Source organism: Rhodanobacter sp. BL-MT-08 (assembly GCF_054161255.1).
This window is the reverse complement of sequence record NZ_CP167872.1, coordinates 3222535-3235266: the sequence shown is the minus strand read 5'-3', so window position 1 is coordinate 3235266 and position 12732 is coordinate 3222535. Positions and strand designations below refer to the sequence as shown.

Here is a 12732-nt window from a genome sequence, read left to right as displayed (position 1 = left end):
GGTACCACCACCAGGGAGAGCAGGGGCCATGAGCACACCGTCCGACCAGTTTTCGCCTATACCGCCGGAGCCGCCCGTAGGCGTGCATTCCAACGACGATAAAAACCTGGCGATGCTGACGCATCTGTCGGGCTTCGTTCTGAGCATCATTGTGCCGTTGATCGTATGGCTGATGCACAAGGATCGGCCGGAGAAAGCCTATCTAGTCAGCGAGGCGAAAGAGGCGCTGAATTTTCAGATTACCGTGCTTATCGGTGTCGTCATTTGCAAGATTCTCGTTTTCATTTTTATCGGCGTTTTCCTTCTGTGGTTGCTCTGGATTGCGAACCTGGTGTTTTGCATTGTCGCGGCAGTGAGGGTGAGTTCCGAAGGCAGCTATCGATATCCGTTTGCGCTGCGACTGGTGAGTTGAGTGAGCTGCGCCCAATCGGTGAATTTCAGATAAATAAAAAGGCCCGCTCGGCGGGCTTTTTTATTTGGACGGCTGGATGGCCGAAGTCAGCTGTTGCGATGCGCCGCATACTGCGCAAGCTCACGCAGCAGCGAGCCGGATGTGCCCAGCGGCGCAATGGCGGTCAGCGCGAGCTCGGTCAGCTCGCGCAGGCGATCGCGGGAGGCGTCCAGACCGATGATCGACGGAAACGTCGGCTTGTCGGCGGCGGCGTCCTTTCCGGCGGTCTTGCCGATGATGGTAGCGTCTCCCTCGACGTCGAGAATATCGTCGCGCACCTGGAACGCCAGGCCAACGGCGTCGGCGTAGCCATCGAGTAAGGCCAGTATCGGCGCATCGGCTCCCGCCGTGAGCGCGCCGAGTTTTACCGATGCGCGAATTAGCGCGCCGGTCTTGCAGGCATGCATATGTTCCAGTTCTGCGAGGCTGAGCGTTCGGCCGACGGCGGCAAGATCGAGCGCCTGCCCACCGGCCATGCCCTCGGCACCGCAGGCGCGGCCCAGCACGCGCTGCTTTTCCATGCCGATCGCGGCGTCGCCCTGGTCGTCGCTGAGTATCTCGAACGCCAGCGCCTGCAGCGCGTCGCCGGCAAGAATCGCCATGGCTTCGCCAAACACGATGTGACAGGTCGGGCGGCCTCGGCGCAGCGCATCGTCATCCATCGCCGGCAGGTCGTCGTGCACCAGCGAATAGGCGTGAATTAGCTCCACCGCGCAGGCGGCAGCGTCGAGCGAAGGTCCGCTTTCGCCAAGTGCCTGCGCCGCGGCATAGACCAGCAGAGGTCGCAGGCGCTTGCCGCCACCGAGCACGGCATAGCGCATCGCACCGTGCAGGGCGGCGGGCGATTGTTCGGCGGACGGTAGCCGCTGTTCCAGTGCGCGCTCGGCGCGGGTGATCAACGCCTTGAGGGCGGGGCCCAGCTCAGAGTTCGGGTTCAAACGGTTCGGCGCTCTCGGGGGCGTCGGGATCAAGCAGCAGGCGCACGCGCAGTTCGGCTTTTTCCAGCGACTGCTGGCAGCGACGGTACAGGCCGATGCCGCGTTCGAACGAGGCCAGCGACTCGTCGAGGCTCATCTCGCCGCCTTCCATCTTGGCAACCAGCTGTTCGAGCTCGTCCAGCGAGTGCTCGAAGTCCACGGCGGGTGGCGTCTTGGTGGAAGCGGAAGCGGTCTTGGCCATGGACAGCAAAGCTAACCGAGTGACCGCGCGGAATCAATCGGTTAGGCCATCGAAGGTGCGCACGTGTGATGACGTCAACGCGCAGGCGACCAGCATGCCCGGGTGCCTGCCTGCTCGAAGATAAGTTTGCCTCGTTCGCTAAGCCACCGATCGGCCACGCCGACAATTTCAGTGCCGATATACAGCAGCGGCACGCCAGGGCGTCGCCACGGGGGGATCATGGCCTGCTGGAACAGGTCGCGCAGTTCGCGCGTGTAGGCATCGCCGGCCGGTTTGATGCGTTCGCCGCCCTGACGCAGGCGCACCTGGATCGGCTGCGCCAGGCGGATTTCCGTATTGGCCAGCGACAACGTGCCGCCATCGGGCAGCGCCAGCGGTTCGCCGTGCCAGGTCGCTTGCCAGGCGCTGTCGATGATTGGCGGCGGCGACTGCGCCCACAGCCGACCGCGCCAGATATGCAGCTCGGCGCCACGCCATTGCACGCACGGCTGCTGCCCGGCGCGTGCATTGCACTGGTGTTCGATCTGCTGGCGTTGTGCGGTAGTCGGTGCGGGCAGGCCGAGTCCGTGCAGCCAGTGATCGAGCAGCGGTTCGCGCAGCGCAGGGTGCAGGGCTAGCCAGCCGGCGGCGTCGATCGTTTGGACGGCTGGATCGTGCAGCGCGTCGAACGCGGCCAGCCATTGCACTTGCAGCGCGTCGGCGGCGGCACGGCTGAGCGCGGCGCTATGCACGATGGAATCCACCGCCTGCGGCCACAGCCGCTCCAGCCGCGGCAGGATGTCGTGGCGCAGATGATTGCGCGCGAACCGCGTGTCGCCGTTGGACGGGTCGTCGATCGAGGGCAGCTGCCGGGCATCGAGATAGTCGCGCAGCTGCTGCCGCGACAGATCGAGCAGCGGACGCCACAGCTGGCCGCGCGCGAACGGGCGCAGCGCGCGCATGCCGCCGAGACTGTCCGGCCCCGCGCCGCGCAGCAGTTTCAGCAGTACCGTCTCGGCCTGATCGTCGCGATGGTGGGCGAGCAGCAGATATTCACCGTGCTGCAAAGACGACTCGAAAGCCGCGTAGCGTGCGTGGCGCGCGGCCGCTTCCAGCCCGAAGCCTTTGTCGAGTTCGACCTGAACAGGAATCACTTCGCACGGCACGTTCAGCGTTTCGCAAAAGCGCTCGCAGTGCTCGGCCCACGCCGCGCTTTGCGGGCTCATGCCGTGGTCCACGTGCAGCGCGCGCAGGCCGCGTGCCCGTGACTCGGGAAGTTCGGCTAGCGCATGCAGCAATGCGGTGGAATCCGGGCCGCCGCTGAATCCCACGCATAGCGGCAGGGCGGGTGTTTGCGCCAGCGCAGAGGCGAGATGCTGCTTCAGCGCGTCGCTCATGGCTTGTTGTCGCGAGTGCGCAGATGAAAGGGCTTGCGATGACTGCTTTGCTGCCGCTTGGCGTCGATCGGCAGAGCAAGCGTGGAGCTGTCGTTGACCATGGGCTTTCCGGATCCGGCGTTGTCGACGTTACGGGTTAATGCAAATGCGACGAACGCTGGCCCTTCGACTTTGCTGCGCGACGCTCAGGGAGAACGGCGAAGGTATTTCAAGATCGTTGCGAATCAACGGCGAAAGTTGAGTTCGATCGTAATGCCCGCCGGATCGACGACGAAAATCTGCACCTGCGCGCCTTCATCCAGGACCACGGTCCGGTGCGGAACACCGGCCGACTCCAGGCGTGCGCGGGTGGCTTCCAGATCGGTGCAGGCAAAGGCGACGTGGCTGAAGTAGCCGGTGTCCGGATGCATCGAATGATCGGCGCCACCGCTCAGGTGCAGTACCGCCGATTCACCGGAGTACAGCCAGTAACCGTGCGATCCGGAGCCCATCGCCGGCCGGAAGCCGTCGTGCAGGCCGACCATGTCGATGTAAAACGAACGTACCGGTTCAAGCAGCTCCGCGGAAACTCGCAGATTGATGTGATCCAGTCCGCGCACGCCGGCCATGGGTTTATTCCTGGAACGCGCCGTAGCCGCGCATGCGCTTGTAGCGCAGCTCCAGCAGATCGTTGATCGGCAGGGCTTCCAGTTCGTCGAGCTGGTTGAGCAGCACGGCCTTCAGGCGCACCGCCATGGAGCGCGGGTTGCGATGGGCGCCGCCCAGCGGCTCGCGCACCACCTTGTCGATCAGGCCGAGCTCGAACAGCCGCGGCGCCGTCATGCCCATTGCCTCGGCCGCATCGCGGGCCTTGTCGGCGCTTTTCCACAGGATCGAGGCGCAGCCTTCGGGCGTGATCACGGAGTAGGTCGAGTACTGCAGCATCAGCGTGCGGTCGCCGACGCCGATGGCGAGCGCGCCGCCGGAGCCGCCTTCGCCGATCACGGTGCAGATGATCGGTACCTTGAGGCTGGCCATTTCGATCAGGTTGCGCGCAATCGCCTCGCTCTGGCCGCGCTCTTCGGCGCCCACGCCCGGGTATGCTCCGGGCGTGTCGATCAGGGTCAGCAGCGGCAGATGAAAGCGCTCGGCCATCTTCATCAGGCGCAGCGCCTTGCGATAGCCCTCGGGCCGCGGCATGCCGAAGTTGCGGCGCACCTTGGTCTTGGTATCGCGGCCTTTCTGATGGCCGATGATCACGACCGGGCGCCCGTTGATGCGGCCCAGGCCGCCGACGATGGCGGCGTCCTCGGCGTACATGCGGTCGCCGGCCAGCTCGTGGAATTCTTCGCAGATCACGCCGATGTAATCGAGCGTGTACGGCCGCGCCGGGTGGCGCGACAGCTGGGTCATCTGCCACGAATTGAGGTTGCGGAAGATCTCGGCCGTCTTGATCTTCAGCTTTTCGCGCAGACGGTTGACGTCGTCCTCGATATTGAACGCCTGACCCTGGCTGGCGTGGCGCAGCTCTTCGATCTTCGCTTCCAGGTCGGCAATCGGTTGTTCGAAATCGAGGAAGTTAGGGTTCATTCGCGACATTTCGTTGCACAGAGCGGTGCAGTATACCGTTAGACGCGTGAAGGCGAGAACGCCGCCGTACGGCGACCTCGTGGGCAAATGGTCCGCGCGTGAGCAGTGACGCGGCGCTGGGTTACCCTATGGTTCGCGCCAACACGCGCTTTTGCCGGACCCGACCATGCCGATCCAACCGACCATCGACAACAACAAGCTCGACCGCATCGTAGCCGAAGCCCGCCGCAACGCCGAGCAGCGCGAGCTGGGCTATCGCGAGCGGGCGCTGAAAATGTACCCGTGGATCTGCGGCCGCTGCGCGCGCGAATTCACCCGCACCAACCTGACCGAGCTCACGGTGCACCATCGCAACCACGATCACGACTTCAACCCGGCCGATGGCAGCAACTGGGAGCTGCTGTGCGTGTATTGCCATGACAACGAGCATTCGCGCTACATCGACCACGTGCGCGGCGCCGGCTACAGCGTGCAGGAAGACGTCGCGCCGGCCACCGGCAATCCCTTTGCCGACCTGAAGGCGATGATGGAACGCGGCAGGAAATAACCCTCGCGGCGTCGTCAGTCGGCCTGCTTGACGATACGCAGCTTCGCCGCCTGCACGCCGGGCAGGGCGCGCACCGTGCGCAGCAAGGCAGGTATCGCATCGACGCGCCAGGCCTCGCTCAGCTCCAGGTCGGCCTGGGCGTTCTGGTTGTGATAGCCGTGTAGCACCACCGTGGCGCGACCGCCGCGGTAGCCGGCCAGCGCGTGCTGCAGTTTTTCGACGAAGTCGGGTTTCACGCCGTTCAATTTCAGCTGCAGCAGGCGCGCGTGCTTGCGGCAGGCGTCGGTGAGCGAACTGGCGCTGCGGGCGCGGATCTGAAAACCGCCGCCGGAGAAATCATCAATGCGCAGGCCGCCTTCGACCACCAGCATTTCGTCGCGGGTCAACAGCGGCGCGATCTGCTGATACAGCTCGCCGAAGAAGCTCACCTCGATGCTGCCGGTGCCGTCCTCGATGCGCACGAAGGCATCGCTGTCGCCGCGCTTGCGCACCGCCGTCACCATGCCGGCGATCGTCCACGGCGTGTCCGGACCGCGGCGGAAACGGTTGCCGTCGTCGTTGTCGTTTTTCCGCGGCTTGGGCGGCTGGTAGCGCACCGAAATCTCGCCGAGCGGGCAGGTCGACAGCTGCGCCAGCTCCTCCTTCCAGGGGTCGGTGGGATGGCCGGACAGATAATGGCCGAGCGTGTCGCGCTCGCCCTGCAGCAGCTGCTCCAGCGGCCACTCTGGTGCCGTGGGCAGGTCGATATGCACCACCGGCGTCAGCGCGCCCGAGGATGCGCCGAACATGTCGTTCTGGCCGGACTGGCGGTCGCGCAGATGCTGCTCGGCCGCCTTGATCGTATCGGGCAACTGCAGCATCAGGCTCGCGCGCGTCGGCGCCAGACCGTCGAGTGCGCCGGAATAGATCAACGCCTCGAGCACGCGCCGGTTGAGCTTGGTCGGATCGACCCGGCGGCAGAAGTCGGCCAGGTCGGTATAGCGGCCGTTTTTGCGTTCGGCGACGATGGCCTCGCACACGCCCTGGCCAACGCCCTTGATCGCGCCGAGGCCGTACTGAATTTTCTTCGGTTCAATGGCGACGAACATGTATTCCGACGCGTTGACGTCCGGCGGCTGCACGGTGAGGCCGATCGCGCGCGATTCATCGAGAAAGATCACCGCCTTGTCGGTGTTGTCCATGTCCGACGAGATCGTCGCCGCCATGAACTCGGCCGGGTAGTGCGCCTTCAGCCACGCCGTCTGGTAGCTGACCAGGGCGTAGGCGGCGGCGTGCGACTTGTTGAAGCCGTAGCCGGCGAACTTCTCCATCAGGTCGAAGATTTCGTCAGCCTTGGCGCCGGCCAGTCCATCCTTGGCCGCGCCGTCGCGAAACTTGGCGCGCTCCTCGGCCATCTTCTTGGCGTCTTTCTTGCCCATCGCGCGGCGCAGCAGGTCGGCGCCGCCGAGCGAGTAACCGCCGACGATCTGCGCCATCTGCATGACCTGCTCCTGGTAGACCATGATGCCGTAGGTCTCTTCCAGAATCGGCTGCACGCGCGGATCGGGATAGCTCACTTCCTCGCGGCCGTGCTTGCGTGCCACGAAACTGGGGATCAGGTCCATCGGGCCGGGGCGATACAGCGCCACCAGCGCGATGATGTCCTCGAAGCGATCGGGCTTGGCATCTTTCAGCATGCGCTGCATGCCGGAGGATTCGAGCTGGAACACCGCGATCGTCTGCGCCTTTTTCAGCAGCTCATACGGCTTGGGGTCGTCCAGCGGCAGCTGCGAGATATCCAGCGGTGCTTCGCCCGCTTTCGCGCGGCGCGCGTTGATCGCCTTCACCGCCCAGTCGATGATCGTGAGCGTGCGCAGGCCGAGAAAGTCGAACTTCACCAGGCCGACGGCTTCGACGTCGTCCTTGTCGAACTGGGTCACCACGCCGGTGCCGCCCGGCTCGCAGTACAGCGGCGCGAAATCGGTCAGCGCGGTCGGCGCGATCACCACGCCGCCGGCGTGCTTGCCGGCGTTGCGGGTGAGGCTTTCGAGCTTCAGCGCCAGATCGATCAGCGCGCGGGCGTCCTCATCGTTCTCGTACGCCTCGCAGAATTCCTTGACGACGCGATCGGTTTCTTTCTTCGATTTTTCCGAACGGCCCAGCGCATCCGACAAAGTCAGATCGAGCGGGCGCGGGGGCACCAGCTTGGCCAGCCGGTCGACCTGGCCGTACGGCATGCTGAGCACGCGGCCGGAGTCGCGCAGCACGGCCTTGGCCGCCATCGAGCCGTAGGTGATGATCTGGCTGACGCGGTCGCGGCCGTACTTCTGCGCGACGTAATCGATCACCTCGTCGCGGCGATCCATGCAGAAGTCGATGTCGAAGTCGGGCATCGAGATGCGTTCGGGATTGAGGAATCGCTCGAACAGCAGGTCGAACTGCAGCGGGTCCAGGTCGGTAATCTTCAGCGCCCAGGCGACCAGCGAACCAGCGCCCGAACCGCGGCCGGGCCCGACTGGAATGCCGTGTACCTTGCCCCAGTTGATGAAGTCCGCCACGATCAGAAAGTAGCCGGGGAAACCCATCTTGATGATGACGTCCAGCTCGCGGTCGAGCCGCTTTTCGTAGTCGGCCGGCGTGCAGTTGGCGGCGAGCGGCGCCGCGGACAGGCGCTGCTTCAGCCCTTCATGCGACAGCTCGCGGATATAGGTGCCCAGGTCGTGCCCTTCGGGCACGGGAAAGTCGGGCAGATAATACGTGCCGAACTCCAGCTCGACATTGCAGCGTCGCGCCAGCTCGACCGTGTTTTCCAGCGCTTCGGGAATGTCGGCGAACAGCGCCGCCATTTCGTCGGGCGATTTCAGATACTGCTGGTTGCTGTACTCGCGCGGGCGCTTGTTGTCGGCCAGCACGCGGCCCTGGTTGATGCACACGCGCGCCTCGTGCGCCTCGAAGTCGTCCTGCAGCAGAAAACGCACGTCGTTGCTGGCGACCACCGGCAGATCGAGTTCGACCGCCAGCGCCAGCGCGAGAGTGTTCCAGTTTTCTTCGCCGTCGCGGCCGCAGCGGGTCAGTTCGAGGTAAAGCCGATCAGGAAAAAGTCGCGTCAGTGGGCGCAGTTTCGCCAGCGCGGCATCGAGTCCCTGATTCAGGGCGATGCGGCCGACTTCGCTCTCGCGTCCGAGTAGCGCGATCAGTCCGTGCGTCGCCTCGGCGTGCAGCCAGCCGGCGTCGATCAGCGCGCGACCGCTGTGCTGGCCTTCGCGCCAGGCGCGCGACACCAGCCGCGAGAGATTGAGATATCCCGCGCGATTCTGGCACAACAGGTTGAGCCGCCACGGGCGCGGGTCGTCCGGCGCGGAAATCCACAGGTCGCAACCGCTGATCGGCTTGATGCCGGCAGCGCTGCAGGCCTTGTAGAACTTCACCAGCGCGAACATGTTGCATTCGTCGGTGAGCGCCACGGCGGGCATGCCGGCGCGCACGCAGGCGTCGACCAGCGCCTTGATGCGGATGGTCGAATCGACCAGCGAATACTCGCTGTGCAGATGGAGGTGGACGAAGCGGGTGGTCATGAAACTCACGCGGCGAGTCCATGAAGGCTACCCGCCCGGCTGCGCACGGACAAGGTTTGACTTGTGCCGATTTTCCGCGATCCGTTGCGCCGGGCGGCGCGGCCGTTCAATTCACCGAAGTCAGCGTTTTCTGGGGCGCCGACGCGCTGGACGCGGGCAACGCGGAGGGCTCGGCCATCAAGGTGTTTATCTCGGCGATCAGGCCGTCCAGCGCGTCTTCGCTGTAGCCCACGTGGATGTCGGCCACGGTGCCGTCACGGTGAAGCATCACCATCACCGGAATGCCCTTGTTCGTGCCGAACGGTTTGCCGATCGAGCCGTCGCGATCCCAGCTCATCAGCAGGCCGGGCAGGCGCGGGCGCAGCACGCGGACGGTTCGCATGTACACGTCGCGATCTTCCCTGTGGTCGATCGAGACCACCTGCAACGGCAGATGGCGATCGGTGGCCAGCTTCTGCAGGCCCGCCAATACCGGTAATTCCTTCATGCAATAGGTACACCACGTGGCCCAGAAGCTGATGACGACGACCTTGTCGCGCATCGATGCCAGGCTCACCGCTTCACCGTTGGGCGTTTTACCCAGCCCATCGGGCGGAACCGCGCCCGGCTGCATTTGCGCGTTGGCTGACACGCACATCAAAGCCATGACCCAGGCAAAAACGATCTTGCGCATCTGGCGGACTCCCCTGTCGAGGCGCCTAGCCTAACGCGTTTGCGCTACGTCCGACGGTGACAACTATCGATCAGCCGAAGGCGGTCATCAGCAGATAGCCGTCCAGTGCGATGACTAGCGCTGTGCCTGCGCCAGCCAGCGCCATGAAAGCGCGACCGAAGCCATACGAGCCCATCAGGTCGCGCTTGCGCGCCAGCATCAGCATGGGCAATAGCGCGAACGGCAGCGCGACGCCGAGCACGCACTGGCTCAGCACCAGCAGCGTATCGGCACCGATGCCGGGGCGCGCGGCGAGCAGCACAAAGCCGATGCAGACCCCCGCAAGCCGCGTAACGATGCCGCGCAGCCAGGTGCGGCTTTCGCGGCCACGAAAGCCGCGGCTCAGAATGCGCCCGGCCAGCACGCCGGTGATCGCGGAGCTTTGCCCGGCCGCGTAGAGCGCGACCGCAAAAATGACCGCGGCGCCGGCGCCGAGCGTGAGCGCGATGGCGTGATACGCATCGTCCAGATTGTTCACCGCCATGCCGATGTGCGACAGCGACGCGGCGGCAACCGTCAGCATGGCAGCGTTGACCAGCGTGGCCAGCAGTAGCGAGACCCTCGTATCGGTTTCCACCACGCGCAGCGCCATCGGCCGTTCGCGCGCCGGCAGATCCTTGCTGCGCTCGGCAATCAGGCCCGAATGCAGGAACAAATTGTGCGGCATCACCGTGGCGCCGACGATGCCCAGCGCCACCGCCAGCATGCCGTGGTTGCCGAAGACCTTGGCGCTCGACGCCAAACCGTGCAGCACTTCACCGCCGTCCGGGCGTGCCTTGATGAGCAGGTACACGAAGGTCAGCGAGACGATCGCGAGGAGGGCGCTGACCACGTATTCATGGGCGCGGCGGCGCTGTTGCGACAGCGCCATGATCGCCAGCGTGCCCAGCGCCGCGATGACCATGCCCAGTTGTAGCGGCAGACCAAAGAGCAGGCGCAGGGCAATCGCGCCGCCGACCAGCTCGGCCAGCGCGGTCGCCACGATGGCCAGCTCGCTGGCCAGCCACGCGCTGAGCGCCAGCGGACGCGGCAGCAGCCGGCGAGTCAGCGCGGCGAGGTCTTCGCCGGTGGCCATGCCCAGCCGCGCCGCCATCGTCTGAAACAGCAGCCCGAGCAGGCTGGCCAGCAGCACCGAACCCAGCAGCGTGTAGCCATAACTCGAGCCGGCCGCGATGTCGGTGGCCCAGTTGCCCGGGTCGACATAGCCCACCGCCACCAGCAGCCCGGGCCCGACCATCCGACGCAGGGAGCGGCGGGTCGCCGGGGATACCGAGCGGTTGACGGGATGCAGAAAGCTCAAGGATTCGATGAAGGCGGACATGGCCGTGGGCAGGGATTCGGACGCCTCCATTGAGACGCATCCTGCCGAGTTCTGTCCAAGTGATCCTGCGCATGTCGGCCATAGATGAAAGCTATTGCCGGCCAATCATTGACTGCTGGCCGCTATGGCTGGGTCATCCGTCTGACCGGCGCAAAGCTGCGCCGATGCTGCTGGCACGGGCCAAGCAGGCTCAGCGCGGCCAGATGGGCCGGCGTGGGATAGCCCTTGTGCGCGGCAAAGCCGTACCCCGGATGGTGAGACTCCATCGCCACCATCAGCCGGTCGCGCGTGACCTTGGCCAGAATCGAGGCGGCGCTGATCGCCGGCTCCAGCGCATCGCCGCCGACGATGGCGCGACCGCGGCACGGCAGATCCTTCGGCAGCTTGTTGCCGTCGATCAGCGCCTCGTCGGCCATCAGTGCGAGACCGGCGACTGCGCGGCTCATGCCGGTCATGGTGGCCTGAAAAATATTCAGCCGATCGATTTCTTCCGGCTCGATCAGCACCACGCACCAGGCCAGCGCGCGCTCGACGATGAGGGGGTACAGCGCCTCGCGCTTCGCTTCGCTGAGCTTTTTCGAATCGTTGAGGCCGGCAATCGGCCGGTCCGGGTCGAGGATGACCGCGGCGACGGAAAGCGGGCCGGCCAGCGGGCCGCGGCCGGCCTCGTCGACGCCCGCGACAAGCAGGCTTTTTGCGGGTGCCAGCGAGGACTGCATGCGATCGAACAAAACGCCCTGTTCGTGCAACGCGGGCGCCTCGAGCACGTCAGCCGGCATCGGGTGCATCCATCAGCTCGGCGATCGCCGCGGCGGCACGTTCGCCGGCGTGACCTTCGACGCCGCTGCGCAGCGCCCGATGCAGCTGTTCGAACGCGCTGACCACATGACCGCGCCGCTCGCTGTCCTGAAACAGCGCCAGCGTGGCGGCGGCAAGATTCGGAGCGGTGCAGTGGTCCTGCATGAACTCCGGCACCAGCAGCTCGCCCTCGATGCCGCTGGCGCGCGCCAGGATGTTTGGCAGTGAGTAGATGTCGGTCTTCAGCATCTTCAAGGCGCGCGCGATGCGATAGCTCATCGGCGCCACGCGATAGCCCACCACCATCGGGCGTTTGGCCAGCATCGCTTCCAGCGTGGCCGTGCCCGAAGCAAGCAGCACCACGTCGGCGGCCAGCATCGCCTCGTGCGCATGACCGTCCAGCAGCAGCGGCGCAGTTTCGTCGCGGGGGAGCTTGGTCAGCAAATCTTTCAGCTTCGCGTGCACCTGCGGATTGGCCGCGGGAATCACGATGCGCAGGCCGGGCAGGGCGCCGGCAACGCGCATGGCCGCATCGATGAAAACCTCGCCCATGCGCGACAGCTCCGAGCCCCGGCTGCCGGGCAGCAACGCCAGAATCGGCGCCTGCTGCGGCAGCTGCAAAAATTCGCGGGCGCCGACGCGATCGGAGATCATCGCAAAGCGATCGGCCAGCGGGTGACCGACAAAGCACGCGTCGATGCCGTGCCTGGCGTAGATCGCTGGCTCCATCGGAAACAGGCACAGCACGCGGTTGGCGCTGCGGCCGATTTTCTCCGCGCGCTTTTCGCGCCATGCCCATACCGAGGGGCTGACGTAATGCACGGTTTTCAGACCGGCATTTTTCAGGCGCCGCTCCAGCCCGAGATTGAAATCCGGCGCGTCGATGCCGACGACGATCGCTGGTTGCGCGTCCAGCAAGCGCGCGATCAGCTCACGGCGAAGCCGTATCAGCCTCGGCAGGTGCCGGATGACTTCGCTGAAACCGAACAGCGACAGCTCGCGGATGTCGTACCAGGATTCGAAGCCCTGCGCCTGCATGCGCGCACCGCCGATGCCGACAAAGCGCGCCTTGGGATAGCGCTCACGCAGGGCCAGAATCAGGTCCGCGCCGAGCTGATCGCCGGAGTCTTCGCCGGCGATCAGGGCGATGAGTGGGGAATGGGTGGAGACGTCGATGTTTTGCATTTCGTCTCCTGATGTAAAGCGAGCAAGAGCGCGTTTTTTA

At 65.3% G+C, this 12732-nt stretch carries 12 protein-coding genes; 2 read left to right on the top strand and 10 right to left on the bottom strand.

The window, feature by feature from the left end; genetic code table 11:
• Window positions 1-28 precede the first annotated feature (28 nt).
• Entirely contained in the window at window positions 29-412 is a 384-nt protein-coding gene (locus ACDK93_RS14420) for a DUF4870 domain-containing protein (RefSeq protein ID WP_458069539.1), read from the top strand.
• Window positions 413-498: 86 nt separating this feature from the next.
• Here the strand turns inward: ACDK93_RS14420 and ACDK93_RS14415 are convergent, their stop codons facing one another.
• The 5 genes from ACDK93_RS14415 to ACDK93_RS14395 form a co-directional block, all read right to left on the bottom strand.
• Window positions 499-1389 carry a polyprenyl synthetase family protein gene (locus ACDK93_RS14415; protein ID WP_458069538.1) on the bottom strand — a complete coding sequence of 297 codons (891 nt, stop codon included), beginning with the start codon at window positions 1387-1389 and terminating at the stop codon, window positions 499-501.
• Window positions 1373-1630 carry an exodeoxyribonuclease VII small subunit gene (locus ACDK93_RS14410; RefSeq protein ID WP_458069536.1) on the bottom strand — a complete coding sequence of 86 codons (258 nt, stop codon included), beginning with the start codon at window positions 1628-1630 and terminating at the stop codon, window positions 1373-1375. Before ACDK93_RS14410 ends, ACDK93_RS14415 begins: the two co-directional genes overlap by 17 nt.
• Before the next feature lie 74 nt (window positions 1631-1704).
• The gene (tilS, locus tag ACDK93_RS14405) at window positions 1705-3006 is read right to left on the bottom strand and encodes a tRNA lysidine(34) synthetase TilS (RefSeq protein ID WP_458069534.1); all 1302 of its coding nucleotides are present in this window, start codon (window positions 3004-3006) and stop codon (window positions 1705-1707) included.
• Between the two features lie 224 nt (window positions 3007-3230).
• The gene (locus ACDK93_RS14400) at window positions 3231-3614 is read right to left on the bottom strand and encodes a VOC family protein (protein ID WP_458069532.1); all 384 of its coding nucleotides are present in this window, start codon (window positions 3612-3614) and stop codon (window positions 3231-3233) included.
• Between the two features lie 4 nt (window positions 3615-3618).
• Window positions 3619-4575, bottom strand: coding sequence for an acetyl-CoA carboxylase carboxyltransferase subunit alpha (locus ACDK93_RS14395; protein ID WP_458069531.1), 957 nt, complete (start codon window positions 4573-4575; stop codon window positions 3619-3621).
• Between the two features lie 166 nt (window positions 4576-4741).
• Here ACDK93_RS14395 and ACDK93_RS14390 point away from each other — a divergent pair, with 166 nt between their 5' ends.
• Window positions 4742-5122, top strand: coding sequence for a YajD family HNH nuclease (locus ACDK93_RS14390; protein ID WP_458069529.1), 381 nt, complete (start codon window positions 4742-4744; stop codon window positions 5120-5122).
• A gap of 14 nt (window positions 5123-5136) precedes the next feature.
• Here ACDK93_RS14390 and dnaE read toward each other — a convergent pair whose 3' ends face one another.
• The 5 genes from dnaE to lpxB all read right to left on the bottom strand — a co-directional run bounded on the left by dnaE (window position 5137) and on the right by lpxB (window position 12692).
• On the bottom strand, window positions 5137-8676 hold the full coding sequence (gene dnaE / locus ACDK93_RS14385) for a DNA polymerase III subunit alpha (RefSeq protein WP_458072481.1): 3540 nt from the start codon (window positions 8674-8676) through the stop codon (window positions 5137-5139).
• 106 nt (window positions 8677-8782) lie between these two features.
• Window positions 8783-9349 carry a TlpA family protein disulfide reductase gene (locus ACDK93_RS14380; protein WP_458069528.1) on the bottom strand — a complete coding sequence of 189 codons (567 nt, stop codon included), beginning with the start codon at window positions 9347-9349 and terminating at the stop codon, window positions 8783-8785.
• A gap of 70 nt (window positions 9350-9419) precedes the next feature.
• Window positions 9420-10739 (bottom strand): Nramp family divalent metal transporter, encoded by a 1320-nt coding sequence (locus ACDK93_RS14375; protein ID WP_458069527.1) that lies wholly within the window; start codon window positions 10737-10739, stop codon window positions 9420-9422.
• Between the two features lie 92 nt (window positions 10740-10831).
• Window positions 10832-11428, bottom strand: coding sequence for a ribonuclease HII (rnhB, locus tag ACDK93_RS14370; protein WP_458072479.1), 597 nt, complete (start codon window positions 11426-11428; stop codon window positions 10832-10834).
• Between the two features lie 49 nt (window positions 11429-11477).
• Complete coding sequence (gene lpxB / locus ACDK93_RS14365) at window positions 11478-12692, bottom strand: lipid-A-disaccharide synthase (protein WP_458069525.1); 1215 nt, start codon at window positions 12690-12692, stop codon at window positions 11478-11480.
• Window positions 12693-12732: the final 40 nt, after the last annotated feature.